Annotated in this window: 24 protein-coding genes and 1 pseudogene; 9 read left to right on the top strand and 16 right to left on the bottom strand. The window is 67.7% G+C overall.

The genetic code is table 11. From position 1 onward, the window contains the following. Window positions 1–154: 154 nt before the first annotated feature. Both AB0H78_RS25010 and AB0H78_RS25015 read right to left on the bottom strand, forming a co-directional pair. Window positions 155–2,728 carry an FtsX-like permease family protein gene (locus AB0H78_RS25010; RefSeq protein WP_363236788.1) on the bottom strand — a complete coding sequence of 858 codons (2,574 nt, stop codon included), beginning with the start codon at window positions 2,726–2,728 and terminating at the stop codon, window positions 155–157. Next, window positions 2,725–3,513, bottom strand: a complete 789-nt coding sequence (locus AB0H78_RS25015) for an ABC transporter ATP-binding protein (protein ID WP_363236789.1) — start codon at window positions 3,511–3,513, stop codon at window positions 2,725–2,727. The genes AB0H78_RS25010 and AB0H78_RS25015 overlap by 4 nt, the downstream gene beginning before the upstream one ends. A gap of 741 nt (window positions 3,514–4,254) precedes the next feature. On the opposite strand from AB0H78_RS25015, the gene AB0H78_RS25020 reads away from it, so the two are divergent. Continuing rightward, window positions 4,255–5,697 carry an MDR family MFS transporter gene (locus tag AB0H78_RS25020; protein ID WP_363236920.1) on the top strand — a complete coding sequence of 481 codons (1,443 nt, stop codon included), beginning with the start codon at window positions 4,255–4,257 and terminating at the stop codon, window positions 5,695–5,697. 58 nt (window positions 5,698–5,755) lie between these two features. On the opposite strand, the gene AB0H78_RS25025 is transcribed toward AB0H78_RS25020, so the two are convergent. The 9 genes from AB0H78_RS25025 to AB0H78_RS25065 all read right to left on the bottom strand — a co-directional run bounded on the left by AB0H78_RS25025 (window position 5,756) and on the right by AB0H78_RS25065 (window position 13,270). After that, a complete protein-coding gene (locus tag AB0H78_RS25025) occupies window positions 5,756–5,998 on the bottom strand; it encodes a hypothetical protein (RefSeq protein WP_363236790.1) in 243 nt (80 codons plus the stop codon). A gap of 166 nt (window positions 5,999–6,164) precedes the next feature. Beyond that, window positions 6,165–6,518, bottom strand: coding sequence for a DUF4333 domain-containing protein (locus AB0H78_RS25030; protein ID WP_363236791.1), 354 nt, complete (start codon window positions 6,516–6,518; stop codon window positions 6,165–6,167). Window positions 6,519–6,580: 62 nt separating this feature from the next. Next, window positions 6,581–7,090, bottom strand: coding sequence for a hypothetical protein (locus AB0H78_RS25035; RefSeq protein ID WP_363236792.1), 510 nt, complete (start codon window positions 7,088–7,090; stop codon window positions 6,581–6,583). A gap of 70 nt (window positions 7,091–7,160) precedes the next feature. Next, complete coding sequence (locus tag AB0H78_RS25040) at window positions 7,161–7,655, bottom strand: hypothetical protein (RefSeq protein ID WP_363236793.1); 495 nt, start codon at window positions 7,653–7,655, stop codon at window positions 7,161–7,163. Between the two features lie 41 nt (window positions 7,656–7,696). Continuing rightward, window positions 7,697–9,031, bottom strand: coding sequence for a hypothetical protein (locus AB0H78_RS25045; RefSeq protein WP_363236794.1), 1,335 nt, complete (start codon window positions 9,029–9,031; stop codon window positions 7,697–7,699). A 64-nt stretch (window positions 9,032–9,095) separates the two neighbouring features. After that, window positions 9,096–9,359 carry a hypothetical protein gene (locus AB0H78_RS25050; protein WP_363236795.1) on the bottom strand — a complete coding sequence of 88 codons (264 nt, stop codon included), beginning with the start codon at window positions 9,357–9,359 and terminating at the stop codon, window positions 9,096–9,098. Window positions 9,360–10,048: 689 nt separating this feature from the next. Continuing rightward, entirely contained in the window at window positions 10,049–11,386 is a 1,338-nt protein-coding gene (gene mycP, locus AB0H78_RS25055) for a type VII secretion-associated serine protease mycosin (RefSeq protein WP_363236796.1), read from the bottom strand. Window positions 11,387–11,475: 89 nt separating this feature from the next. Further along, window positions 11,476–12,921, bottom strand: coding sequence for a hypothetical protein (locus AB0H78_RS25060; RefSeq protein WP_363236797.1), 1,446 nt, complete (start codon window positions 12,919–12,921; stop codon window positions 11,476–11,478). 7 nt (window positions 12,922–12,928) lie between these two features. Then, window positions 12,929–13,270 carry a hypothetical protein gene (locus tag AB0H78_RS25065; RefSeq protein WP_363236798.1) on the bottom strand — a complete coding sequence of 114 codons (342 nt, stop codon included), beginning with the start codon at window positions 13,268–13,270 and terminating at the stop codon, window positions 12,929–12,931. A 967-nt stretch (window positions 13,271–14,237) separates the two neighbouring features. Here AB0H78_RS25065 and AB0H78_RS25070 point away from each other — a divergent pair. From AB0H78_RS25070 to AB0H78_RS25100, 7 genes and pseudogenes are all read left to right on the top strand, one after another. Then, window positions 14,238–15,047: a hypothetical protein gene (locus AB0H78_RS25070; protein ID WP_363236799.1), complete on the top strand. Its 810-nt coding sequence runs from the start codon at window positions 14,238–14,240 to the stop codon at window positions 15,045–15,047. Next, window positions 15,044–16,219 carry a S8 family serine peptidase gene (locus AB0H78_RS25075; protein ID WP_363236800.1) on the top strand — a complete coding sequence of 392 codons (1,176 nt, stop codon included), beginning with the start codon at window positions 15,044–15,046 and terminating at the stop codon, window positions 16,217–16,219. Before AB0H78_RS25070 ends, AB0H78_RS25075 begins: the two co-directional genes overlap by 4 nt. A gap of 197 nt (window positions 16,220–16,416) precedes the next feature. Beyond that, entirely contained in the window at window positions 16,417–16,770 is a 354-nt protein-coding gene (locus AB0H78_RS25080; protein WP_363236801.1) for a DUF4333 domain-containing protein, read from the top strand. A gap of 98 nt (window positions 16,771–16,868) precedes the next feature. Continuing rightward, on the top strand, window positions 16,869–17,099 hold the full coding sequence (locus AB0H78_RS25085) for an e9imm peptide (RefSeq protein ID WP_363236802.1): 231 nt from the start codon (window positions 16,869–16,871) through the stop codon (window positions 17,097–17,099). 146 nt (window positions 17,100–17,245) lie between these two features. Next, complete coding sequence (locus AB0H78_RS25090) at window positions 17,246–18,112, top strand: LysR family transcriptional regulator (RefSeq protein ID WP_363236803.1); 867 nt, start codon at window positions 17,246–17,248, stop codon at window positions 18,110–18,112. A gap of 115 nt (window positions 18,113–18,227) precedes the next feature. Next, window positions 18,228–18,413: a 4-oxalocrotonate tautomerase DmpI gene (dmpI, locus tag AB0H78_RS25095; RefSeq protein WP_363236804.1), complete on the top strand. Its 186-nt coding sequence runs from the start codon at window positions 18,228–18,230 to the stop codon at window positions 18,411–18,413. A gap of 675 nt (window positions 18,414–19,088) precedes the next feature. Then, window positions 19,089–19,274: pseudogene (locus tag AB0H78_RS25100) on the top strand (DUF1266 domain-containing protein); the annotation flags it as partial. A 107-nt stretch (window positions 19,275–19,381) separates the two neighbouring features. Here AB0H78_RS25100 and AB0H78_RS25105 read toward each other — a convergent pair. Genes AB0H78_RS25105 through AB0H78_RS25115 form a run of 3 tightly spaced genes read right to left on the bottom strand, consistent with a single transcriptional unit; the run spans window position 19,382 to window position 21,824 of the window. Then, window positions 19,382–20,167, bottom strand: coding sequence for an ABC transporter permease (locus tag AB0H78_RS25105; protein WP_363236805.1), 786 nt, complete (start codon window positions 20,165–20,167; stop codon window positions 19,382–19,384). After that, entirely contained in the window at window positions 20,164–21,135 is a 972-nt protein-coding gene (locus AB0H78_RS25110) for an ATP-binding cassette domain-containing protein (protein ID WP_363236806.1), read from the bottom strand. The genes AB0H78_RS25105 and AB0H78_RS25110 overlap by 4 nt, the downstream gene beginning before the upstream one ends. A gap of 20 nt (window positions 21,136–21,155) precedes the next feature. After that, on the bottom strand, window positions 21,156–21,824 hold the full coding sequence (locus AB0H78_RS25115) for a DUF4097 family beta strand repeat-containing protein (RefSeq protein ID WP_363236807.1): 669 nt from the start codon (window positions 21,822–21,824) through the stop codon (window positions 21,156–21,158). 263 nt (window positions 21,825–22,087) lie between these two features. Between AB0H78_RS25115 and AB0H78_RS25120 the strand changes: the two genes are divergently transcribed. After that, entirely contained in the window at window positions 22,088–22,840 is a 753-nt protein-coding gene (locus AB0H78_RS25120; RefSeq protein WP_363236808.1) for a helix-turn-helix domain-containing protein, read from the top strand. Here AB0H78_RS25120 and AB0H78_RS25125 read toward each other — a convergent pair. Both AB0H78_RS25125 and AB0H78_RS25130 read right to left on the bottom strand, forming a co-directional pair. Further along, window positions 22,812–23,702, bottom strand: coding sequence for a cellulose-binding protein (locus AB0H78_RS25125; protein WP_363236810.1), 891 nt, complete (start codon window positions 23,700–23,702; stop codon window positions 22,812–22,814). The two genes, AB0H78_RS25120 and AB0H78_RS25125, sit on opposite strands and share 29 nt — an antisense overlap. 102 nt (window positions 23,703–23,804) lie before the next feature. Continuing rightward, window positions 23,805–24,863 carry an LCP family protein gene (locus AB0H78_RS25130; protein WP_363236811.1) on the bottom strand — a complete coding sequence of 353 codons (1,059 nt, stop codon included), beginning with the start codon at window positions 24,861–24,863 and terminating at the stop codon, window positions 23,805–23,807. Window positions 24,864–24,870: the final 7 nt, after the last annotated feature.

Raw genomic sequence — 24,870 nt, forward strand, 5'->3', positions numbered from 1 at the left:
CGAAGGGCCCGACACGTCGCACGGGCCGGGGGTGACTCCAGCGTACGACGCACCACTGACAGCCGCCGCCCGGCCGCCACAACGGAGCCGGCCCCGGCGGGCATCTTCCGATGCTTGCCGGGGCCGGTCCAGGTGCGTATCGCCTGCTGGTCGGCTAGTCCGTGGCGATCGCGTTCAGCACATTCATCCGACCGGCCCGGAAGGCCGGGACCAGGGCCGCGAAGAGTCCCACGAAGGCCGATCCCACGAAGACCGTGATGATCGTGGGCCACGGGATCTCCAGGACCTTCAGCCCCTCCAGCGCGAGCAGCTTCTGGGCTGTGGTGCCCCAGCCCATCCCGAGCCCGAGCCCGAGCAGGGCACCGAAGAGCGCGATGACCACCGATTCGAGGCGGATCATCCGGCGCAGCTGGCGCCGCGACATCCCGATCGCCCGCATCAGGCCGATCTCCCGGGTCCGCTCGACGACCGACAGTGCGAGGGTGTTCACGACCCCGAGCACGGCCACGATGATCGCCAGTGCGAGCAGCCCGTAGACGATGTTGAGCAGCTGCCCGATCTGGTCCTTCAGCTCCTGCTTGAAGTCGGTCTGGTTCTGCACCTTGTACTGCGGGTACCCGTCCAGCGACTTCTTCAGCGCGGCGTAGGCGGCGTCCTCCTGCCCGTCCTTGGCCTTGCCGAACATGATCATGTTCTTCGGCATCTTGTCGGCCGACATGTACTGCGAGAGCGTCGTGATGCTGGTGTACATCGCCTCCTTGTCGACGTTCGAGTCGTCCGAGGTGATGGCCGCGATCTTCAGCTTCGCCGTCTGGCCGCCCTTGAAGGCCACGGACAGGGTGTCGCCGACCTTGACGTGGTGCTTGTCGGCGTAGGTGTCGCCGACCGACATCGCGTTCGTGCCGTACGCCGCCTTGAGGTCACCGGAGACGGTCTCGCGCCGCAGGTCCTGCATGTACGAGGGGTCGGTGGCGGAGATCCCCTGGTCCTCGGTGGTGCCGTCGGGCGAGGTGATCTTGGCATCGGGGTACTTGTAGCTGGTGATGTGCTCGATGCCCGGCGCCGCACGCAGCGCCTTCTCGGCCTGCGGCACGACCGGCTGGCCGTTGCTGGACTGGATGATGAAGTCCGCGCCGACCGAGCGGTCGAGCTCGTCGGTGGCCGAGGCGACCATCGAGGACCCGACGACCGACAGACAGGCGACCAGTGCGAGGCCGATCATCAGGGCGGAGCCGGTCGCTCCCGTACGCCGCGGATTGCGCAGCGCGTTGCGCTCGGCCATCCGCCCGACGGGCCCGAACATCCGCAGCACCAGGGCGCTGATCGCCCGTACGACAACCCCCGCGAGCAGCGGGCCGATCACCACGAAGCCGATCAGCGTGAAGAACACACCCGCGGCCAGGAACAGCGAACCTTCGCTCGCCTTGTCCGCTTGGGCTGCGGCGAAGAGAGCGGCAGCGCCCCCACCGGTGAGCACCAGCCCGATCGAGGCCCGGATCCAGCCGGCCTTGCCGTCCGCCGGGGTGCCGGCGTCGCGCAGGGCGGCCATCGGGGAGATCTTCCCGGCCCGGCGGGCAGGGACGTACGCGGCGACCACGGTCACCACGATCCCCAGCAGCAGACCGATGGCGGGGGTCGTCCACTTGACCGTCAGGTCGTCCGTGGACAGGTCCATCCCGATGGACCCCATGAGCTTCATCAGCCCGATCGCGAGCCCCACACCGGCGGCGACACCCAGCACGGAACCGAAGATCCCGAGGAGCAGCGCTTCCACCAGTACGGAGCGGTTGATCTGCTTGCGGCTCGACCCGATGGCACGCATCAGGCCGATCTCCCTCGTCCGCTGGGCGACCAGCATCGAGAAGGTGTTGATGATCAGGAAGATGCCGACGAGGAAGGCGATCCCGGCGAAGCCGAGCATCGCGTACTTCATGACGTCGAGGAAGCCGACGTTCGACTTGTTGGCGGCCTCGCTCTCCTTCTGCGTCTGCAGCTTGTACGTGCTGTGCAGCTCACCGGCGACGTTCTGCTTCAGCTGGGTGTCGCTGATGCCGTCCTGCGCGGTGACGGAGATGTGGGTGAAGAGACCGGGCGCACCGAGCAGACCCTTCTGCGCGGTGGCGGTGTCGAAGTACACGACGGCCGCACCGGGGTTGGTCACCTTGAAGGTGGCGATGCCGGAGATCCGCGCCCGCAGGTCGCCGGAGACGGCGATCGTACGGAGCTCGTCGCCCAGCTTGAGGTGGTGCTTCTTGGCGGTGTCGGCGTCGACCATCACCTCGGTGGGCCCGCGCGGGGCGTGGCCGGAGGTGATGTCCATCGTCCGGGCGTCGTTGGTGCCCCAGTTGCCGGCGATCGTCGGGGCGCCGTTGTCGGAGCCCATGTTCTTGTTGTGCGTGTCGACGACCGTGACGCTGGAGCTGGAGACGCCGCCTTCGGCGGACTTCACGCCCGCGGCCTTCTTCACCTGCTGCACCACGGAGGCGGGCAGCGATTCGGGCTTGCCGCTCTGCTCGCCCTGACCGCCCTGGTCGTCCGCGTCCTTCGGGCTGACCGTCACATCGGACGAGGTCGCAGCGAAGAGCTTGTCGAAGGTGGTGTTCATGGTGTCGGTGAAGACGAGCGTCCCGCACACGAATGCCACCGAGAGCAGCACCGCGACGGCGGAGAGCGCCATCCGCCCCTTGTGCGCGAAGAAGTTGCGCATCGAGGTCTTCCATACGGTCATGACGTCCGCCCGCGCGCGTCGAAGTCCTTCATACGGTCAAGAACCTGGTCCGCGGTCGGCGAGTGCATCTCGTCCACGATGCGCCCGTCCGCGAGGTACAGGACACGGTCCGCGTAACTCGCCGCGACCGGGTCGTGCGTGACCATCACAATGGTCTGTCCGAGGTCGGTCACGGACCGCCTCAGGAACCCCAACACCTCGGCGCCCGCACGGGAGTCGAGGTTTCCGGTCGGCTCATCGCCGAAGATGATCTCGGGCTGTGCGGCGAGCGCACGCGCCACGGCGACGCGCTGCTGCTGACCGCCCGAGAGCTCGGTCGGCCGGTGCTTCAGCCGGTCGTGCAGACCGACGGTCTCCACGACCTGCCGCAGCCATGCCTCGTCGGGCTTGCGCCCGGCGATGTCCATCGGCAGCGTGATGTTCTCCAGCGCGTTCAGCGTCGGCAGGAGATTGAAGGCCTGGAAGATGAACCCGATCCGGTCCCGCCGCAGCTGGGTGAGCTTCTTGTCCTTCAGCCCGGTGATCTCGGTCTCGTCCAGATAGATCTGACCCTCCGTCACCGTGTCGAGCCCCGCCAGGCAGTGCATCAGCGTGGACTTGCCCGACCCCGAGGGGCCCATGATCGCGGTGAACTGTCCGCGGGCGATATCGACATCGACATGGTCGAGCGCCACGACCCGGGTCTCCCCGGTTCCGTACGCCTTCACGACCTGCCGCGCTCGCGCGGCAACGGCCGTACGCTCTCCAGTGCCCCCGTGCCTGGGAATGGTCACAGCCGTTGTCACGGTAAGTCTCCTCGGTAGGTGAAGCGCCAGTCACTGCCGCTTGCGTGTTTCAAGTCTGTCGATCCGAGGGGCCCGACCGCACTGGTGCGCGTCTCCCACTTGCCCTGGGGTTTTCCCCACCCCGGCCCCTGCGGTCTGCTGTAGGACCAACTTAAAGAACGCCCCCGTGCCCTCACGTCCTCCGCCGGGACGAATGTCCCCTCGACCTAAGTAGGGAGATCCCCTTAGGGGTCTGGGCCCCTGGGTGGACGCCCGTCTCAGGGGAACGTCCACCCTCCCGCAGCGTGAGGGTCAAGTGAGAAGGTGGCCCGGTCGCGATAGGTGCAAGGGGAAAGGATCTCGGTGAACGAAAGCGGAAGTGCCGGCGGCAGCGTCGGCGGGGGGACCAGCAGCGGCGCTGATGCCGGCGCGACGGAAAGCGGAGGCGCGCCGGCCGCAGGAACAGACGCCGACGGTACGAGCGGCATACCGACCCAGCACCCCGAGCCGCCCTCCACCCCCTTCTCCACCCTGGCGCCAGCACCCGAGAGCGACCCAACTCCCGCACCGGAGTCCCCAATCGCCCCCACGGACGACCCCGCACCCGCACCCGCACCCGCACAATCCAAATCCACACCAGCCAGAATCAAGCCCCTCCGGCGATTGAGGAGCGGGGGTCCGGGGGCAGAGCCCCCGAATCCCCAGGCCGGCCCCGCAGGACCCGCACCCAGCGGCAAACGCGGAGCAGTCGTGGCCGCCCTCATGCTCGCCATGGCCCTGGCCGCACTCGACTCCACGATCATCTCCACCGCCGTCCCCCAGATCGTCGGCAGTCTCGGCGGCTTCTCGGTCTTCTCTTGGCTCTTCTCCGGCTATCTCCTCGCCGTCACGGTCACGCTCCCCGTCTACGGCAAGCTCTCCGACACCTTCGGCCGCAAGCCCGTCCTGATCACCGGGATCGTCCTCTTCCTCCTCGGCTCGGTCCTCTGCGCCACCGCCTGGAACATGGCCGCGCTGATCGCCTTCCGCATCGTCCAGGGCCTGGGCGGCGGCGCGATCCAGGGCACCGTCCAGACGGTCGCCGCCGATCTCTACCCGCTCAAGGAACGCCCCAGGATCCAGGCCAAGTTGTCCACGGTCTGGGCGGCCTCTTCCGTCGCGGGCCCGGCGATCGGCGGCCTCCTCGTGGCGTACACGGACTGGCGCTGGATCTTCCTCATCAATGTCCCCATCGGCCTGCTCGCGCTGCTCCTGGTCACGCGCCACCTCACGGAGCCCGCACGCCACCACCAGCCCGCGACCCGCCCCCGTATCGACTGGCAGGGAGCCCTGGCGGTCTTCGCGACGGGAACCCTTCTCCTCACCGCCCTGGTCCAGGGCGGCGTCGCCTGGCCCTGGCTCTCGGCGCCCTCGCTCACGCTCTTCGCGGGCAGCGCGGCACTCGCGGCGCTCACCGTACGGATCGAACGCCGGGCAGCGGAGCCGATCATCCCCGGCTGGGTCTGGCGCCGCCGCACCATCTCCGCGGTGAACCTGGCGCTGGGCGCGCTCGGTCTCCTCATGGTCGCGCCGACCGTCTTCCTGCCGACGTACGCGCAATCGGTCCTCGGCCTGGGCCCGACAGCCGCAGGCTTCGTGCTCTCCGTCATGACCCTGAGCTGGCCGGTCAGCGCGGCGCTCTCCAACCGCTTCTACAACCGCATCGGCTTCCGCAACACGGCGATCATCGGCATCACGGCGGGAATGCTGATCCTCCTGGCCTTCCCGCTGCTGCCCTACCCCGGCCGGCCGTGGCAGCCGGCCCTGATCATGTTCCTGCTGGGAGCGGCCCTCGGCCTCTTCCAACTCCCCCTGATCATCGGTGTGCAGTCGTCCGTCGGCTGGTCGGAGCGGGGTACGGCGACCGCCTCGATCCTCTTCTGCCGCCAGGTCGGCCAGTCGATCGGCGCGGCCCTCTTCGGCGCGGTCGCCAACGCGACGCTCGCCTCCCGGCTGGGCGGCGCGGGCGACCTGGACGCGGTGTCCCACGCGCTCCAGGACCCGTCCGCACTCACCGCATCAGCGGCGGACCACCTCCGCAGAGCGGTCGCGGCAGCGGTCGACCACGTCTACATCGGCGCGGCGGCAGCCGCGGCCCTCGCACTCCTGACCCTCGTCTTCATCGCCCCGCGCCGCTTCCCGGTCCTCACCGAGGACGAGGGCTGACACGCAGCAGGCCCGCCGCACAATCGCGGCGGGCCTGCTGCACAAAGAGCGCTGAACGTCAGTGCTTGTCGCCGACCTTGCTGTGGGCAACGGTGTCGTTGGTGGCCTTCACCTTGTCGGTGACCTTGGTGACCGCACCGACGAGGGCGTTGATGCGCAGGGACTCCAGGGGGTTCTTGACCTTGGCCTTCTCCACGGTGTCGGAGGTGACCAGGTTCCCGTCGTCGGCCAGGGCCGGGCTGGCCATACCGAGGGCGAGAACCGTCCCGGCAACAGCTGCGGCAACCTTGGTGTACTTCATCAGGAGTCCCCTTCGCTAGCGGCGGCGGATGTGCCCGCCGCTGAATGAAACGCCTCACCCCCACCGTTGGACACAGACTTCCACCCGCTTCGCCCAGTCGTCGGATGATCACCGACCACCCGGTATAAGTACGTCCCGAAGACAAGCTGAGTACGCGCCCCCTCTGTCAGTTCTTGGCCGGGGTGGGTGTCGCGTCGGCCTTGATGTCGAAGTTGATCTGCTTTCCTTCGACGGAGGAGACCTTGACCGTCACGCCCAGGGTGCTGCCGTCGGATGCCGTCAGCGTGCAGCGGGTGGTCGTCCCGACCTTCCCGGCGAGGTCCTCGGGGCAGCTGATGTCCGGCTTCGCCTGACCCGTCGTGGAGGCGAGCTTCGTGGCGACCGTGTCCGCCAGCTTGTCCTTGGACAGCTTCGGGTCGGAGCTCCCTACGTGGACGGAACCCGAGCAGCCGACGAGCAGTGCGCCTGCGGCCGCAACGGCGAGGCCCAGCGGCAGTGCGGACAGAGCAGACTTGATCATTCTGGATTCCATTCAAGGGGAGCGAGGAAAACCCGGGAGAGGGAGGAGAGGGAAACGAAAGGTCACAGCTTGCCGGCGACGACTCCGCGCCAGGTCCAGCCTCCTGCCAGGACCATGTCCTGCAGCGGGGGCTTCAGATCGGCGCTGTCGAACTTGTACGACTCGGTCAACCCCGGGCCGCCGTCCTCGCCGCCGATCGTCCAGCGCTTGGAGACCGTACGCACCTGACCGCGCTCGGCCTCGACGCTGAGCGAGAGCACGGGGACGCCGCTGGACCACGTCACCTCGTACTCCTGGTCGAGAGTGCGGACCTCGTTCTTCTCCGGGACCAGGCGCATACGGACCTGGAAGACCCGGCTGACCTGGGTGCGGACGAAGAAGGCGTGCCAGGCCGGGTCCATGACGCGCCACTCGGCCACCAGGTCGGCGCCCTCCGCTCGGCCGTCCCTGACGACGTACGGGACGTCAGGGCGGTTGAGGCCGAGCAGCGCCGCGTAGACCTCGGCCGCGGAGCGCGGTGCGACGCCGTCGGCGGGGTGCTTGGTTCCGGTCAGCCGGTCGAAGAGTCCCATGAGATCAACCTATGAGGAGTCGGATTACAGGTACAAGGAGCCCGGATTCGGGAGGGAGACCCGGGCGGTGTCAGCTCGCGCGGACGTCCGGGCGGACCGTGCGTACGAAGTCCTGGAAGTCGGCCAGGACCGCGGGGTGTTGGGATGCGGTGGCCGTCAGGACCAGCCGGATCACCGCCCGCCTGCGCTGATCGGCGACGTCCAGCATGGACAGGTACACCTGGGACTGCAGGAGGTCGCGCCGCGCACCGGCGACGACGGCAGCGATGCGCAGCTGCTGGGTCAGCCCGGGTGCCTCAGCGGAGCCGATCTCCTGGCGCCCTTCGACCTCGACCGCCGCACCGGCCGTGCGCAGCCGCTCCACGGACGCGATGCCGATCTCGGGCAGGGTCGCCGCGTCGGGGCGGTACTCGCCGTCGATCGTGATGTTCGCGGTGAATCCCGCGTCCGGATGCGGATGCAGCGCGACGAACGCCGAACCCGGTGCACCGACTTCGTCCGGCGGCGCGGGGCTCCAGCCGTCCGGCAGTTCGAACTCGATCGGTACGGGCAGAGTCGTGGGCATTTCGGACCTTCCTTACTGCAACGGTGTGCCTTCGGGGGATGTCAGAACAGTTTGCTGATCCCGTGACCGACCCATTTGGCCCCGTCCCCGACGGCATCGGCCGCATCGCCCGCGGTGTCGACGATCTTCCCCGGGTCGACGGTCGTCTCGAAGCCCAGCTTGCCGCCGAGCCCGACCGCGACACCGACTTCCCCGCCGATGTGCCACTTGCCGTCCGCTTCCTTCCCGAACGTCGTCTCGGCCTCGACCCCGGCGCCTGCCCAGCCCTCCGCAGTCCCGCCTACCCCGACACCGCCGATGTCAGCACCCCCTGAAGCCGAGGCTTTCGCGCCGGCGAACGCCTCCGCGCCCGCGTGCAACCCGTCCTTGTCCGCCCCGACACTGGCGCTCGCCTCGGCGCCCGCCTTGGCCTCCGCCTCGGCGTTCATCCCGATGGGACCGTAGTCCGCGGTCCCCTTGGCCGAGGCTTCGGCGCCCGCGAAGGCGGAAGCCTCGCCCGAAATGCCCTGACGGGAGAAGCTGCCGGACGCGGAGGCGTGGGCACCCACGGAAGCTTCCGCCTCCCCGGTGAGTTCCATCGCGCCGTTGGTGAGCTTGCCCTCGGCGCTCGCGCCGCCGAGAGTGGCATGCGCTTCGGCCTCGCCCAACGAACCGTTCGCGAGGTCGGGCCCACTGGCCGACGCACCGGCCTCGGGACCGGACGCTTCGGCCTCGCCCTCGCCGACCCATCCGTCGTTCTCCGTCTTCGCGGTGCCGCCCGCCATCAGCGACTCGACGGCGCGGGTGGCCACCGCTTCGGGAAGGGAGGTGACGACCTGGGAGTTGAAGTCGCTCCGGCTGCCACCGAGATCACGCCGCAGAGCCCAACTGGCGGTCTCATCGGCGCCGGCGGCCCGCTGGAGCACCACCACTAGACTTTGGGCGAACGCCTCGCAGTCTTCCTGCTGTTGGCGGATCGCGGCCTGGCCGTCGGGGTCGTGACGGGCCCCGGTGTCCTGCGAGATGTCCACGCGCGGAGTGACCATCCCGACCGCACTGACCTGCAGATCCTTCACCTTCGCCTCGAAGTCGGCGAGGCGGTGGAGATCGGCTTTGGCCTGCTTCAGCGTGGCATGCAGCGAGGTGAGCACGCCGGCTATGCCCTGCGCCTCGGCGTGGGCACTCTCGAACTGCTGCTGGGCTGCGTACACATCAGCGCTGGCCTTGGCCACGGTCAGGAACGGCTGTGTCCAGCCTGCCTGTTGGAAGGGGCGGGCGACCTGGTCGCCGTACGCGGTGTGCAGCCCCTTGAACTTGGCGGCCGCCTCCTCCCAGTGTTCCGCGGCCGCCTGGAGGTTGCTGAGGTTGAGGTGGTAGAGCTGCTCGTAGGTCGGCATGAGCTCGGCGAATCCCCCGTGGAATCGTGAGTCGTGAATGCTTGGCGGTGGGCGCAGGCCTGGATCAGCCGAAGTCGTCGGCCAGGGAGTCCATGGTGTGCACGTTCGCGAGCTCGGTGCGCTGATACGCCCTTCCGGACTCGGCGCACTGGCCGGCGAGGCGATTGCAGTCGGCGATGAGCGCGGAGACCTGCGACGACCAGGTCTCCGCGAGGTTGGCGAGTGCCCCGCCCAGCGCACCGTCCCAGTTACCGTTGCCGAAGTCCCGGGATGCCGACTGCGTCCCGTCCACCGGAAGAGCACCGGAGGTCTGCGTCTGACCTGCCATTTCGCGCGCACCTGCGCCTGCCCGGCTGAGCTCTACGGGATCCGAGATTTCCGTCCCCGCCGACATGCCAAATCCCCCGTACACGCCATATCCCCCATACACCCCGTGTCCTCACACATTCCGTATGAGGCGAAAATTAGTGGTACTTGACGCAATTCTGTCGGCGGCGACAGGAAATACCCCGGCCAACTTCCGACGTGCGCACACCGCCGCTTCTCCCGGTTGCACAAGAGGGAAATCCGGCAGGTCCACCGATAATTTGCGTGACACTAGCAAGGACCTCGCCAGACCCGCAACGGTTTGTCGCGCGGTACAGGCCGGAGGCGGCGGCACGGCTTAAAGAGCCGTACCGGCCTGATCCCCCGTCAACCTGTATGGACTGACCTGACTCTGGACAGCCGGCCCGGGACACGTAAGCCGCAACCATTTGGGCAGATCCCGCGCCGCACCAGGCCAAAGCACCCAGCCGAATTCCCGCGGCACGGTTTCCCGGTCCGGACCCTTGCAGATCCACTCCAAGCACCGTCAGCAGAATGATCGAAAGGGGTGCGAGCAACTAAACGGGAGGACCCCACACCCACTGCGTGCAGTAGCGCAGCCAGAAACGAAAGGGCGACTTGGGGGCCTGGGATCCCAAGCCTTCGACGGGACGTCGCGAGCAGAGGTCATCCGAATTGCGCGTCGCCGATCTACTGCTGGTACGGGTTGCCCCCGCCGGGCGGGGGCTGGTTCGGCGGCGCGGGCTGCTGGTACGCACCGGGGTCGCCGTACCGCTGCGGCGGCTGATTCGGCTGCGGGGCGGGGTAACTCCCGTACCCGGGCGGAGGATTCGAGGCGGAGTCTCGACGGGCCCGCTTCTTGCTGCGAGCCACGAGGAGGACGATGCCGCCCGCAACGAGGAGAACGACGAGTGCGCCCACGACGGCGCCGATGATCGTGGAGGAACTGCTGCCACTGTCATCCGACTTGCTGGAGTTGGACGAGGGCGTGGCGGCGTCGCCCTTGCCGGTCCCGGCGCCACTGCCAGTGGAGTCGGCGGCAGGCAGTGCGGCCAGGGGGCCGTTCTTGGAGCCGGCCGGGATGTCCTGCTTGAGCGCGGCGAGGGGCTGAATGTAGCCGTAGCCGTACTTCTGGTCAGGAAGCTTGGCGCCCTTGAGGTCGTCGGGGAGACCGGCCGTCTTGGTCAGACGGTTCACGATCTGGCCTGCGGTGAGGTCGGGGAACTTCTCGCGGAGGAGAGCGCAGGCAGCGGAGACGTAGGCGGTGGAGTCGGAGGTGCCGCTAGCCCTGCGATAGAGGGAGGAGTCCGAGCTGGTCGAAACGATCTTGTCCCCAGGCGCAGTCAGCAGGGTCTTGGGGCCGTAGTTGGACTTCTCCCAGATCTGTCCAGACTCCTTGACCGCACCCACCGCGACAGCGCCGGGGTAACTGGCGGGGTAGAGCGGCTGATCACCGCCCGTCCCATCATTTCCAGTACCTGCGACAACCAAGACGTTCTTCTTGACTGCGTAAGCGACAGCCTCTTCTCCAGCCTTAGTCGGAGGTGAAGAGATTTGAGAGATGTTAATGATCGAAGCACCGTGGTCGACCGCGTATCGAATCGACTCGGCGAACGGTGCGTCCCCCTGCCCCTCATCCCGAATTGGGAGGATCTTGGCGTCAGGCGCCAGGCCCTTGACCCCTTCAGAACCGTTGGCCCCGTGACCATGTCCCGCGATGATCCCGGCCATGGCGGTGCCATGGTCGATTCCTTCGGGCGATGCATCAGCATCACCGTCAACGAAGTCCTTGCCTGGAAGGACGTTACCTTTGAGGTCGGCGTGTGTGGCATCGACTCCGGAATCGATGACAGCAACCGTGACACCTTTTCCGGTGGCGATCTGCCAGATCTTGCTGGCGCCAAAAGCCCCAAGTGGCCATTGATCGTTCCGCGTCTGATCCGCCGATGCGGCCGTCGCCGTGGAGAAGAGCAGCGCCCCCGCTGCCGCCACACTGCCCACAATGCGCAGCGTCTGCTTGAGCGCCATGCTCTATTCCCTTTCGTCCCGCTGAACGGGGCTCGCGGCGAGAAGCCGCGAGCCCCACCTTATTGCTGACTTCGACGTCCTTTGCGGGCTTACTCGATCACCCTAGGGGCGACATTCTGGTCCGCTGACACCCAGGTCTCTTCATCCTCCACCAGGTAATCAGGACGCTCGCTTCCATCCTTCTTCTTGTCACGCTTCTTGCCAGCAGCGCCACCCGCGCCACCCATGCCTGCAGTCTTGCGACCCTCAGCGGTGCCACCGCGGCTGCCGTGCAGTCCAGAGCCCGCCTTGCTGCCGGCCCCAGCCGCACCTTCGGCTTCACCAATGACCCCGCCCCTGGTTCGCGCAAGAGGGCCGCGACCTCCAACTCCGGAGCCGCCCTTCTTGCCTGCACCAGAACCCAGACCGGCGCCACCCATCCCAGGGCGACCCGCGCCGGTCGCAGAACCAGTGCCGCTCACCGAGCCGCGACCTCCTATCCCCGCTCCCGGGTTTCCAAGCGTTCCTGGGAAGCCCGCTCCTGCTCCAGTGATGCCGTTTGCACCACCAGGGCGGATACCGCTTCCCCCGCCGATTCCTCCACCGCCGGCACCGAGTGTTGCCCCGGAGCCCGTGCCGTGAGGGTTCGTAGCGGTGATGCTGTCCACACCCGTGCCAATTCCAGCGGGTGCCGTCGACTTCGACGACGAACCAGCGCCCGGACCACCAATTCGGTTCGGGTTGCTGGGAGTCGGGGCAACGGTCGAGCGGCCTGCATTACTTGTCGATCCACCGGAGTACGGTGCACGGCCGACAAGTTTGGGGCCAGACTCAGTCGGCATCACCACGATCGGGACCGGCGCCGCACCGCCCGGAGGGCCCGGGTAATCGGTCTCCTTTTCATCGATAAACCCGGTCCGCTTCCACGACCCCATCGCCTTGGTCTGCGAAGCGTAAGCAGCCCCCAACTGCTCCATCTTCACAGCCATCTTCAGCTGTGCTTCCTTGCCCGCCGAAAGATCACCCTTGTTGTTGTTCAGGGCATCCTCTGTGGAGACCCCGTTCTTCAGGTCGTCCTTCAGCCCGGCATCCGTGCGGTGCCCGTCCTTCACGTGGTCCAGGAGGCTGCTCGCCTTCCCCGGCTTCTCCATCGCCTCGACCTCAGGCTTGATGGTCTCCAGGACCGTTGCCGCGCTGTGCATCGCCGTGGAGGTGTACTGCGCGTACTGCGCACCGTCCTGAAGCTTCTGCGCAATGACGTCGGCTTGCGCCTTGAACCGGTCGGCAGAGTCGCCCTCCCAGTGTTCGAGCACTGCGGACACCGCAGCCAAGAAGGCGTGCCGCGCGCCGCCTCCCCCACCCTCACCGACCAGCTTGTTGTTGACGTTGGTCCAGCCTCGGGCAACGTCATGCACCGCGCCAGGGTTCGCACTGCTGACCATGGCCTTCATCTGGTCCATGTCCATGTTCGCAAAGTCCGACTCGTGCTTCGCGTTGTAGCACATCGTCGCCGGCTGGTACTCGTACGAGTAGCCGTCGCCCTTACCGCCGCTCATGACCGGGTCACTCCCCACCCTGCATCGACTTCTTCACGTCTGCTTCCTGGTCCTGGTAAGCGCCGTGCGTCTTCTTCGTCTTTGTACCGAAATCGTCCGTCAGACCGTGAATGTGGTCAACGATCTGCTCAAGGTGCGTCTTCATCTCGGAGTGCGCGGCATGCAGCTTTCCCGCCTCGATGAACTTCCCTGACGCGCAGTCGGCATCCATACCCAGCGCGCCCGGAGGCAGATGCGTCTGGTACTTCGAGTCGGACTTGGCGTCGCCCAGGTCCGAGATGATCCCGTTGAGCTTCCGGACGACCTCGTCCAGCGCGCTCAGATCGACTCTGTACTCTCCGCTCGCCATCGCGAGTCAGCCCCTCTCCCCGTTCACCGATGCAACGCCGCAGCCACTCGGTCACTCAACGTAGCTATCCCAGCTTATCTTTTGAACAACTGTATCGGCCGCCACCGACAAGGCCCAGGGGCGCCCACGTATCCCCTGTCACAGCCCAGTCACAACAACCCGCTCATCGTCCGCCCCCGACTGGAGCGAAACGGTCGCGAAGAGTCGCCAATCCAACACGCAATGGGCGCCGCTGCGTCCTACCACCCAAGGTCAACGCCTTGAGCGGACCCAGGTGCCAAGATCGAACCAGCATGCCGCGCGGGTCGTGCCCCCGCGAGAGCGGCTGAGCGACCGGACGATCGACCACCACCCGATCGAGTCCGCTCCAAGGCCAACTCAACCCAGTCAGCCGCCGCATCGGCGTTCATGAGCCAGTCAGCGCCCGCAGCCTCATACCCCGCCCTTGATGCCGAGTTCGGCAGGTCTCTGCATTCGCGCCGCCATTCCTTCCCCTGGCGCGAACTGTCCAGGAGGCACCCCCTGCCCGATTCGCAGCCCAGCACATTCCGGGAAGATGCGCGACAACTCGCCAACCGACAGGTCGATTGCTCACCCACTGTGAAGTCAACTGGCGGCCACAAGCGCACCAAGTGTCTCAAGTGGCGTCTGGTTAGGGTGTGTCGCGTAAGTACGGGGGAATGGACAGCCGGCAGGCCCTACGCAGCCGCGCCTCTTCGCCCGTTGAACCCCGGCCCTGCCGGGCCCTGGCGAGAGAGAAGCCATGTCGCAATCGACGCCGCCCGGAGGCCTGGGCAATGACAACCCATACTCCCAGCAGCCTCAGCAAGGGGGGTGGCAGCCGCAGCAACAACCACAACCCCAGGGTCAATACAGCCCATACGGCCAACAAGGCCAGTGGCCCGCGGCTGCTCCCCCACCGCCCCCGCAGTTCGCTCCCAGCACCCAGCAGCCGGCACCTTTCCAAATGCCGGCCCCCTTCCCGCCCGCTGCCCCACGCCGCAGCGTCGCCCGCGGGTGCTTCGGCGCCGCCCTCGGGCTCCTCGGCGTTGTGCTGGTCCTCGGCGGCGGAGCCCTCGCCGCGGCGGGCTATCGGAACCACCAGCGCGCTGAGACGAACACGACCGCCTATTACCCGGTGATGTGGCGCAACGAGAAGACGGAAACGATCTTCCCCGCCACCCTCAGCGGCGGAGCAAACAGCTCAGACCCGGATGCCCCCGCCACGGTCCCTTCCGATGCGGAACGCGCACAGTGGCACCGGCTCGGCGTTTCCCCGGAGACGTCCTGCGACAAGGGGCTCACCGGAACGATGAAGCAAGCCGTGCTCAAACAGGGTTGCACCGCTGTCCTGCGCGCCACCTACGTCGACCCCTCCGCGGGCACGGTGGCCACTGTCGCGCTCATCGTGCTTGCCACGGCCGACGGCGACACGCAGAAGCTCCGGGACGACCTCGCTGAGCAACAGCGGCAGGAACATCCCGACGACGTAGTCCATGCCTATGCCGTACCAGGCACAGCAGCTGCCCATTGGACCGATGCCGGACGTAACGGCATGGCAAGTGACAGCTCCCTCGACGGAAAGCCATACCTGATCGCAGTCGCCACCGGCGCGACCGACGCACGCGTCGCAGGCAAGCTGCCGGGCGCCTGGGGTGCACGCGACGCCGAGCATGACGGTGAGTCGGACCGATCCTCCTGGATGTCATCAGCTGCGGATATCTCCTCGATGTTCGGGAAATCCCTCTCCTCCATCAAGCTCAAGGACGACGAATGAGCGACCGGCAAACCCACGCGACCTCGCCCCTGCTCCGGAGGAGCCGAATCGCTCTCGTCGGAACCGCACTTGGCGCAGTCCTGTGCAGTACGGCCACCACGCCGGCCGTCGCAGCACCATTGCCCACCAGCGGATGGGAGTCGGCCGCCCTCGGACTCCCCGCCGCACAGAGAGTCAGCCAAGGCGAGGGCGTAACCGTCGCGGTCCTCGACACCGGCGTGATGGTCAACCACCCCGCCCTCAAGGGCAAGGTGACCACCGGTCCCGATCTCGCCGAGGACGGAATCAAATCCAGCAGCCCGAAGTGGGGCGTCCACGGCACCGCCATGGCATCGGACGTACTCAAGGTCGCTCCAAGGGCCAGAATTCTCTCCGTAAGAGTGATCGACGAGAACCAAGGCGGCAGTTGGGACGCCACGACAGGTCCCACCAAGCTGTCCAAGGCCATTGACTACGCGGTCGCCCACAATGCCGACGTGATCACGATGTCGCTCGGCAGCGAAGCACGGTTCGGTGGCTACAACGATGCCGAAGCCAACGCCATCGGCAATGCGATCAGCCACGGGGTTCCCGTGCTGGCCTCCGCGGGCAACGACGGGGGCCAGGGGAAAGAGAACCGACCGTCGTATCCCGCCGGATATGCCAGCGTGATCGCCGTCGCAGCCACCATGGAGAACGGCATCCGCGCCCCCTTCTCGACCGTACGGACGTACAACTCCGTGGCTGCCCCCGGCGTGCAGATCAACAGCGCCTCGAGGTCCGGCGGCACCAAACTGGTGGCCGGCACGTCCCCGGCCTGTGCCCTGGCAGCCGGAGTCGTGGCTCTGATGCTCTCGAAGAACGACAAACTCACCGTCGCCCAGACCCGGACCATCCTCACCACCACCGCCCATCACCCCACGAGCGGGCACAACGCCCTGGTCGGGTACGGAACGATCAATGCGGCCGCAGCCGTCCGAGCTGCAGCCTCCCCACCCGTGGACACCGCGGCGACCACCGAACTCAAGGGTCAGGAACACCTGGCCACCCCTGACGGCACACAGAAGATGCAGCACTTGCCACTGGACCCGATCTACTGGTGGGGCGGCCTCGGAACCGCAGCGGTCGGCTTGCTGATGGTGATTGGCTGCGTACTCCTCCTGCGCAAGGGGCGGCGAACAGTCGGCAGTTGACCCGACGCACGAGTGGATGCATCACCGCGAAAACGATCCCAAGCAGTAGAGATCGTCTGCTCCTGAGGTGAGGACTCCATGGAGCGCAGCCAGTTGTCCGGTTCACGGCAAAGCAGGCCGGGGGTGAGCCCCGTGGGCGACTTATGCTGTCGCCCCGATGCCGGCCAAACCCGCCTTTCACCTGGAACGGAACAACCATGATCAAGCCCACTCTGTCCGCAGCAACATGGGGCATCGCAGCCGTCGCCGCAGCCGCACTGCTCGTCGGCTGCTCGGGTTCGGTCCACGTAGGAAGTTCCGACCCGAAGCTGTCCAAGGTAAAGCTGGCCGACCTGGTCGCCACGAAGCTCGCCTCCACGACGGGCCAGGCGAAGCCGGACATCAGCTGCCCCGAGGACCTCGCCGGGAAGGTCGGGACGACCACCCGCTGCACGCTGACGGCATCCGACGGCAGCACCCTGGGTGTCACCATCAAGGTCTCCTCCGTCGACGGAGACAACATCAATTTTGATTTCGAGGCCGACCAGACGCCCACCCCGGCCCAGAACTGACAGCCCGCCGCCCGATCAACAGCGCATCACCCAGCCATCTGGGACCTTGTCCGGCCGATCACCCCGCTCGCTAAGGTGGCGACGAGGGGAGGGGTCTGATGAGTGCAGTGAAGTTGAGTCGACCGGAAGCGGTCGCGCTCGTCCAGCGGATCATCGACGCGGGCTACTCCTCTGAGGACGAGGCGGACGACTGGCTCGACAGACTCGACAGCGCTCTGGCCTGCCCGTCCGGCCATGTCAGCGGCCTGATCTTCTGGCCGCCGGAACGGGAGTTGTCCGCCGAGGAAGTGGTCGATGAAGCCTTGGCGTACCGGCCGATTGCCCTGTAGGGCCGGCACTCAGCTACGGAGCCAGATCATGAGGTCTGCCGCGGTGGCGGTGCCCAGGAAGTCGTAGCCGCGCTTGTCGTAGCGAGTGGTGGCGACGGCCCGGTACTGCATACATGATCGGCCGGACAAGACCTAAAGTCCGAACCATGGAGCTACGCCAGCTGAACTACTTCGTGACGGTCGCCGAGGAACTGCACTTCGGCCGGGCCGCCGAGCGGCTCCACATAGTCCAGTCCGCGGTCAGCCAGCAAGTACGCCGCCTGGAACGCGAGTTGGGCGCCGACCTCTTCGACCGCTCGCCCCGCCACGTACGCCTCACAGGCGCTGGCGAGCGCCTCCTCCCCGAGGCCCGAGCCGTCCTCGCCGCAGCCGAACGGGCCCGCGCCGCCGTCGCCGTCCAGCCCGGTCTGCGGCTCGGCACGGGCACCGGGCTCGGCGCCCATCTGGACCGCATCCTCGGTGCGCTCGCCGAGCTCTCCCCCGGTACGTCGGTCGAGCTGACCTCCTCCCCCGCCCGCGAGCGCCTCGAACAGGTCGCCGACGGGCGCCTCGACGCAGCATTCGTACGTTCCCCGGAACCCGCACCCGGGCTCCGCATCCACCCCGTCTGGGAAGACCGCCTGGTCGCGGCCGTCCCCGCAGCCCACCCCGCCGCCACCGGCGCGGACGTGTCCCTGGGCGAACTCGCCGAGCTCCCCCTCACCCTCACCGACCGCCGCCACAACCCCGCCCTGGTCGACCTCGTCGTCAACGCCTGCCAGTCCGCCGGCTTCGAACCCCGCCCAGGACCGCCCGCCAGCTCACTCCAGAACATCCTCGCCACCATCGGGGCGACCCCCCTGTGGACCGTGGTGTACGCCGCCCACGCGACCCAACTCCACAGCCCCAGAGTGGCGTTCCGCCCATTCCGGGACTGCAGCCTCGCCATACCGACTGCTCTCGTGACGCGTACGGACATCGCCCCCGCCACCCTGGAACTCCTCCTCCGGGCCAGCAGCGATCACGATTCCTGATCGCTGCGTGCGCACTCTGCCTGTTGGTCGGCGGGCCCGCATCGGATGGACTGAGGTCACACCGGAAAGCGGCCCGGAACAGCCGGGAAGCCGCCGGAGAAAAGGGAGTTCAGCCATGCCGATCGTCACCATTCAGCAGGGTCCCCGCGACATCGAGCTGAAGCGCGACCTGGTCCAGCGCGTCACGGACGCCTTCGTCGACTCGTTGAAGATCCCCGCCGAGGCCGTACAGGTCTGGATCCAGGAAGTCCCCACGGACAGCTGGGCGATCGGCGGCACGCTCACGGCCGACAAGAAGTAGCGCGCCCATACGGTTCGAGGAGCCACCCAGGGAGAAGCGCACCGGAACTCCCTCTCAACGGATCCTGCTCCCAGGGGCAGGGGTAAAGGGGCGGCACAGTTGCACCTGTCCCTTTCGGGGGTTCCGCTGCCTGCTACGTCCAGCTCGACCACGGGCCTGTGGGCGGCTGTGCTGGTTACGCGTCCATTTGGCAGCCCACTTTTACACCCAGGCAAGACTGTCCGTCGGCACTTAGATGGTCACACCTGAAGATAGAGCTGCTCAGCTTCCAGAATCATGGCGCCCAGCGCGTTGCCGAAGGGCCAGGAGTCAGCAACGGCGTGGCCCGCTCCCTGCAAGCGCTGCGGCGCAGAGAGAGGTTGGGGCCCCGAGAGGTGTTCAGCCATCTGTGCCAGCTGCCCACGGATCGCTGAGAGTTGCTTGACACTGCTCACGCGGCCTCGGCCGGCGGCGTGCCGCTCCAACTCCTCTTCGACCCCGGACAAGGCCTTAATCACCGCAGCAAGCGCTCCCATTGCATGACACCGCCCGACGGATCAAGGCTTGAGCCTTCAGTTGGATGAATACGAGTGGATGAATACTAGTTCCGAGTTCCCTGTTGTCGTCACTCAGCAACCGGCAAGATCTCAGCCACCCCCAGCATGGATGCGGCATCTTCCTGCGTGATCTCCATTTGCGGTCTACCGCTCCTGGCCGGAGTTCTCGGCCGGGTTCGCTCTCGGCCGGTGCCTGCACTTCGACAGTGAGAAGTTCGGCAACTGGTACACCGAGGTCCTCGCAGCCCACCGTATTCTCACCACCGATCCGGGAAGCCCCTGGCTCAACATCCCTTGGGATCTTCGACGTTCCACAGCGTGCTGATCGACCGACATCAGCACTAAGGGCGGCGCTCTCCGGCATCCTGTCGGAGTACGCCGCCCAGGGGCGGGGTGAGTTGCGGGCGGCTCCGGCCCGCGTCGTCATCGCCGTTACTTCGGGTCGCTGTTGAACTTCGACGCCGACCAGAAGTAGCCGAGCGCCGCCAGGCCGATGGACCAACCCACCGCCAGCCAGCCGTTGTTGCCGATCTCGCTGCCGAGCAGCAGGCCGCGGAGGGTTTCGATCGCCGGGGTGAAGGGCTGGTACTCGGCGATCGGCTGGAACCAGCCGGGCATCGAGTCGATCGGGGTGAACGCGCTGGAGATGAGCGGCAGCAGGATCAGCGGCATGGCGCTGTTGCTGGCCGCCTCGGGGTTCGGGCTGGCCATGCCCATGCCGACCGCGATCCAGGTGAGTGCCAGGGCGAAGAGGGCCAGGAGGCCGAAGGCCGCCAGCCATTCCAGGGTGGTGGCGTCCGTCGAGCGGAAGCCGATCGCCACGCCCACCGCGCCGACCAGGACCACGCTGGCGATCGACTGCAGTACGCCGCCGATCACGTGGCCGATCAGCACCGAGCCGCGGTGGATCGCCATCGTACGGAAGCGGGCGATGATGCCCTCGGTCATGTCCATGGAGACGGAGACCGCGGCGCCGATCACCGTGGATCCGATGGTCATGAGGAGGATGCCGGGCACCACGTAGGCGATGTAGGCGGAGCGGTCGCCGCCGCCGATTCCCGCGCTCATCGTGTCGCCGAAGATGTAGACGAAGAGCAGGAGCAGCATCACCGGGGTGAGCAGCAGGTTCAGGGTCATCGACGGGTAGCGGCGGGCGTGCAGGAGGTTGCGGCGCAGCATGGTGGAGGAGTCGCGTGCTGCTAGGGAGAGGGTGCTCATCGGACTGTCTCCTTGGGCTGGGTCGCGGATGCGGAGGGGGCGGGGGACGCGGTGGACGTCAGGGCGAAGAACACGTCGTCGAGGTCGGGGGTGTGCACCGTCAGTTCGTCCGCCTCGATGTCCACCACGTCCAACTGGTCGAGAATTGCGCGCAGTTCGCGCTGACTTCCGTCGGAGGGGAGCTGGAGCGACAGCGCCTCGTCGTCCCTCGCCGCCTCGCTCAGTGCGAGCGCTGCGCTCTGGTACGCCGCCGGGTCCGTGAAGCGGAGCTTGATGTGGCCGCCGGGGATCAGGCGCTTGAGCTCCTCGGCGGTGCCCTCGGCGACGATCTTTCCGTCGTTCAAGACCCCTATGCGGTGCGCCAGTTCGTCCGCCTCGTCCAGGTATTGAGTGGTGAGGAAGACCGTCACCCCACCCGTCACCAGCTCGCGGATGATGCCCCACATGGTGTGGCGTGCCCGCGGGTCCAGGCCGGTGGTCGGTTCGTCGAGGAAGATGATCCGCGGGTCGCCGACCAGCGTCATGGCGATGTCCAGGCGGCGCTTCATGCCGCCCGAGTAGGTGGCGACGGGCTTCTTGGCGGCGTCCACCAGGTCGAAGCGTTCCAGGAGTTCGGCCGCCACCCGCCGGCCTTCCTTCTTGGAGAGGTGGTGCAGGTCCGCCATGAGGAGCATGTTCTCCTCGCCGGTGATCAGGCCGTCCACCGCGGAGAACTGGCCGGTGACGCCGATCGCCGCGCGTACCGCCTGCGGGTGGGTGGCCAGGTCGTGGCCGGCGACGTGCAGGTCGCCGGCGTCGGCGCCGATCAGGGTGGAGAGGATCTTGACCGCGGTGGTCTTGCCCGCTCCGTTCGGGCCGAGCAGGGAGTAGACGGTGCCCGTGGGGACGGCTATGTCGATGCCGTCGAGCACGGTCTTGTCGCCGTACGCCTTGTGCAGGCCGTTCGCCGCGATGGCCAGGTTCGTCATGGTGGGGAGCTCCTTCGAAGTCAGAGGCTGCGGGCGTCGATGTCGCCGACCGTGGTGGTCGCGTGGATGCTCAACTCGGGCTTGCCCTCGGTGTTCTTGAGCGCGTTGTTGATACGGCCGAGGGTCGTGCCCGCGTCCAGCGAGGCGGAGACGCCCTGGGCGGCGCCGACCGTCACATCGCCGGCCTGGGTGCTCAGCACGATCTTGCCGCTCACGGCCTCGGTGATCTTGATGTCGCCCTTTGTGGTGGTGATCTCCGCGTGGCCGCCCAGCCGGCCGACCGTGATGTCACCGGCGGCGAGGGTGATCCGGACGTTCGTGGCCTCGTCGAGCTTGACCGAGCCGTGCGCGCCTTCGAAGGCGACGTCGCCGAGCCGGCCGACACCGCGGACATCGGCGCTGGCCGCCTTGGCCTCGATGTGCGAACCGGCGGGCAGCTGGACCGTCACCTCGACGGATCCGGAGGGGCCGAAGAACTGGTTCCTGGCGTCCGGGGCCTCGATCCGCAGGACGCCGCCGGCGTACGCGACCTCGATCTGCCCGGCCGCCTTCACGTCGCGGCTCTTCGATGCGTTCGCGGGGAGGACCTCGACCGTGGTGTCGCTCCGGTCGGCGGCGATGAACTGGATCCGGCCGGCCGGGATGTCGACGACGGCGGAGATCTGGCCGGTGGTCTCGAACTTCTGCATGGTGTGCGCTCCTTGGGTGCGTGCGCCGTATCCGCCTCGTGCGGTGCGGCGCCTCGTTTCCGACAAGGGAAAAGCTACGTTGCGTTCGAGGTCTCGGCAACAAGCTTGTTGCGCAACTAGGCAGTAATCGCAGGCCAGTCCAGGGTTTTCATTGCAATGGCTTGGGATCTAATGCAACAGCAGCCCACTCGTTGCGTTGCAATGGGTTGGAAGTGAACGCTATGCTGGCGACACCTTGGACCAGGTCGGATAGGGAGATCCACATGCCGGGCGGCAGGCTCACTCAGCAGGAACGCCAGCAGATCGCGCTGGGACTGGCCGACGACCTCGCCTACGCGGAGATCGCGAGGCGCCTGGAGCGCCCCACCTCGACGGTCACGCGCGAGGTCATGCGCAACGGCGGCCCCACCGCCTACCGTTCCGACCTCGCCCACCGCGCCACCGAACGCCGCACCCACCAGCGCAGGCAGACCGCACCCCGCGCCCCCCAGGAGCCGCAGCAGCCCCACGGACGCGACCCCGAGGCCGTACGCGCGTACGAGGAAACCTTCACCACCCTCTTCACCCAGCAAGGCGTGCCGAGGATGGCCTCCCGGGTGCTGTCCAGCATCTTCACCACCGACGCGGGCAGCCTCAGCGCGTCCGAACTCGTCCAGCGCCTCCAGGTCAGCCCGGCGTCCGTCTCCAAGGCGACCACGTTCCTCGCCGACCAGGGCCTCATCCGCAAGGACCGCGACGAACGCCGCCGCGAGCGTTACGTCGTCGACAACGACGTCTGGTTCCAGTCGATGGCCGCCGCCGCCCGCGCCAACACCCTGCTCTCCGAGACCGCCCGCCAGGGCGTCGGAGTCCTCGGCCCCGGCACCCCGGCCGCCGAACGCCTCGAAAACATCGCCCGCTTCATGGACTTCGTCGGCGAGGCCCTGCTCCGCGCCGCCGAACAGGCCCGCGAAATCCTCAAGCCGGGCCCCGAATCCGCAGAGGCGGTCAGCCCTCCGCCGGCGCCCGCCCCGTGAGCGCCGCCAGGCTGCTGCGTACGTGCGTCATGTGCGCCTGGACTTCCTCCCGCGCCTCCTCGTGCTCCCGCAGGATCCGCTCCGTCTCGCGCGCCACCCGCTCCTCGCGGACCCGGCCCTCGGCGATCAGCTCCGCACCCCGAGCCTCCGCGTCCTCCTGGCCGTGGCGGGCCGTCTCCTCCGCCTGCGCCAGCGCGCGCTGCGCCTCGGCGAGCTTGCTGTCCGCATACGCCGTGAGCTCCGCATGCCGCGCGGTGAACTCCCGCTCCCGCTCGGCCAGTTCGCGCCCCGCCTCCTCCCAGCGCTCCGTCTGCTCCTTCTCCTGATCCGCGAGGAACGCCGAGGTGCGCAGCCGCACGTCCTTCAGCGCCGCGAGCGCCTCGCCGCGCCACTCCTTCACATCCCGGCGCGAGCCGATGCGCAGCTCGTCCGCCGTACCCTGCGCGTCGTGGAGGAGCTGCTGCGCGCGTACGTCCGCGGCGGTGTGCACCGCGTCCGCGTCCGCGCGCGCCGCGTCCCGCAGTCGGCGCGCCACCTGCTCGGCGGCCTCGCGCACCGCGTGGGCGGCGTCGCGCGCCTGAGTGCGTACGGCCTCCGCCTCCTCTTCGGTGAGCGCCATCAGCCGCTGGGCCCGCTCGCCGAGCGTCGCGTACGTCTGCGGGGCCAGCCCCGCCACCCGCTCGCGCAGCGCCGCAGCGCCGGCCTCCATCTCCTTGGCCAGTACGGTCAGGCGCGCCGCGCGCTCCCACGCCTCGTCACGGTCGAGGGAGAGCCCGGCCACATAGCGGTCGACCTGCTCCGACCGGTAGCCGCGGCCCCGTACGACGGCGAAACCGTGCGGTGACACCGATGCAGTACTCATCCTTGAAGCCCCTTACGACACACGACAGACACCCACCAGACGCGCATATCTTGGTGGATCAACGCGAAGCGCCCATAACGCGACACTCCGCCCAAGGATGCGTCAAGAGGTCGAGAAGGTGGGAATCGCGGTGTCGTCCTGCAGTGCGGTGAAGAGCTCCCTGGCATCGGCGTCGTTCCACAGGACCACGTCGCCGATGCCCGGGATCTCGGTCCCCGTACTGGAGACCGGGACCGTGGTGGTCGTGCCGTCGCCGTCCGCGATGTGCTTCATCTGCCAGCCCATCCGGCCCAGGTCGAACAGGCCGGTGCCCTCGGCGACCGTCAGCGCGTCGAGCGAGGCGCTGAGGAAAGGGATCAGGTTCCAGGGGAGGAGGAGTACGGAGGGGGTGAGCGCCTGGTGCGCGATCGCGCTCACCAGTTGCTGCTGGCGCTTGACGCGGCCGAGGTCGCCCTCGGGGTCGCTGTAGCGGGCGCGGGCGTACGCGAGTGCCTGCCTGCCGTTCATCTGCTGGCAGCCCGCGTCGAAGTCGGCCCCCGATTTCTCGTCGTGCAGGCCGCCGGCCGGGACGCAGATCCGTACGCCGCCGAGGGAGTCGACCACGTTCACGAAGCCGCCGAAGTTGACCTCGGCGTAGTGGTCGAGGTGCAGGCCCGTGGCCTCCTCGACGGTCCGGGTGAGGAGCTTGGCGCCGCCGATCGCGTATGCCGAGTTGATCTTGTTCTTGCCGTGGCCGGGGATGGAGACATAGGAGTCGCGCGGGATCGAGACGAGATAGGGGCCGTTCTCGCCGTAGTGCAGGATCATGATCGTGTCGGTGTTCAGGCCCTCGTCGTTGCCGACGTGCAGATCCTTGCGCTCCTGCGCCGTGAGCGAGGAGCGGCTGTCGGAACCGATCAGCAGCCAGTCCGTGCCCTGGCCGGCGGTGGGCCGTCCGGAGTAGTCGGAGAAGGCGTCCGTCGTCTGCAGGCGGCTGTCGGCCCAGATCCACAGGCCGAGTACGTAACCGGCCGCGAGCAGCACCAGGGTCAGCACGAGGATCGCGATCCGCTTGGGCCAGCTCAGCCGACGGCGCCTGCCGGGCCTGCGCCGCTTCCGCCCCTTCGCGCGGTACAGCGCCGAAGAGCTCTGCTGCTGCGGGAAAGGCTCCGGCACACTCATGGGACGA

The organism is Streptomyces sp. NPDC050738 (assembly GCF_040654175.1).
Classification (GTDB): Bacteria; Actinomycetota; Actinomycetes; order Streptomycetales; family Streptomycetaceae; genus Streptomyces.

Bases quoted from the DNA above. Each gene is read 5' to 3' on its own strand.
- AB0H78_RS25025 (WP_363236790.1), bottom strand. From the start codon at position 5,998: ATGAAGTACACCAAGGTTGCCGCAGCTGTTGCCGGGACGGTTCTCGCC.
- AB0H78_RS25105 (WP_363236805.1), bottom strand. From the start codon at position 20,167: ATGAGCACCCTCTCCCTAGCAGCACGCGACTCCTCCACCATGCTGCGC.
- AB0H78_RS25110 (WP_363236806.1), bottom strand. From the start codon at position 21,135: ATGACGAACCTGGCCATCGCGGCGAACGGCCTGCACAAGGCGTACGGC.
- dmpI (WP_363236804.1), top strand. From the start codon at position 18,228: ATGCCGATCGTCACCATTCAGCAGGGTCCCCGCGACATCGAGCTGAAG.
- AB0H78_RS25115 (WP_363236807.1), bottom strand. From the start codon at position 21,824: ATGCAGAAGTTCGAGACCACCGGCCAGATCTCCGCCGTCGTCGACATC.
- AB0H78_RS25125 (WP_363236810.1), bottom strand. From the start codon at position 23,702: ATGAGTACTGCATCGGTGTCACCGCACGGTTTCGCCGTCGTACGGGGC.
- AB0H78_RS25060 (WP_363236797.1), bottom strand. From the start codon at position 12,921: ATGAGCGGCGGTAAGGGCGACGGCTACTCGTACGAGTACCAGCCGGCG.
- AB0H78_RS25045 (WP_363236794.1), bottom strand. From the start codon at position 9,031: ATGCCGACCTACGAGCAGCTCTACCACCTCAACCTCAGCAACCTCCAG.
- AB0H78_RS25035 (WP_363236792.1), bottom strand. From the start codon at position 7,090: ATGGGACTCTTCGACCGGCTGACCGGAACCAAGCACCCCGCCGACGGC.
- AB0H78_RS25020 (WP_363236920.1), top strand. From the start codon at position 4,255: ATGCTCGCCATGGCCCTGGCCGCACTCGACTCCACGATCATCTCCACC.
- AB0H78_RS25065 (WP_363236798.1), bottom strand. From the start codon at position 13,270: ATGGCGAGCGGAGAGTACAGAGTCGATCTGAGCGCGCTGGACGAGGTC.
- mycP (WP_363236796.1), bottom strand. From the start codon at position 11,386: ATGGCGCTCAAGCAGACGCTGCGCATTGTGGGCAGTGTGGCGGCAGCG.
- AB0H78_RS25120 (WP_363236808.1), top strand. From the start codon at position 22,088: ATGCCGGGCGGCAGGCTCACTCAGCAGGAACGCCAGCAGATCGCGCTG.
- AB0H78_RS25050 (WP_363236795.1), bottom strand. From the start codon at position 9,359: ATGGCAGGTCAGACGCAGACCTCCGGTGCTCTTCCGGTGGACGGGACG.
- AB0H78_RS25075 (WP_363236800.1), top strand. From the start codon at position 15,044: ATGAGCGACCGGCAAACCCACGCGACCTCGCCCCTGCTCCGGAGGAGC.
- AB0H78_RS25080 (WP_363236801.1), top strand. From the start codon at position 16,417: ATGATCAAGCCCACTCTGTCCGCAGCAACATGGGGCATCGCAGCCGTC.
- AB0H78_RS25130 (WP_363236811.1), bottom strand. From the start codon at position 24,863: ATGAGTGTGCCGGAGCCTTTCCCGCAGCAGCAGAGCTCTTCGGCGCTG.
- AB0H78_RS25070 (WP_363236799.1), top strand. From the start codon at position 14,238: ATGCCGGCCCCCTTCCCGCCCGCTGCCCCACGCCGCAGCGTCGCCCGC.
- AB0H78_RS25040 (WP_363236793.1), bottom strand. From the start codon at position 7,655: ATGCCCACGACTCTGCCCGTACCGATCGAGTTCGAACTGCCGGACGGC.
- AB0H78_RS25085 (WP_363236802.1), top strand. From the start codon at position 16,869: ATGAGTGCAGTGAAGTTGAGTCGACCGGAAGCGGTCGCGCTCGTCCAG.
- AB0H78_RS25090 (WP_363236803.1), top strand. From the start codon at position 17,246: ATGGAGCTACGCCAGCTGAACTACTTCGTGACGGTCGCCGAGGAACTG.
- AB0H78_RS25010 (WP_363236788.1), bottom strand. From the start codon at position 2,728: ATGACCGTATGGAAGACCTCGATGCGCAACTTCTTCGCGCACAAGGGG.
- AB0H78_RS25030 (WP_363236791.1), bottom strand. From the start codon at position 6,518: ATGATCAAGTCTGCTCTGTCCGCACTGCCGCTGGGCCTCGCCGTTGCG.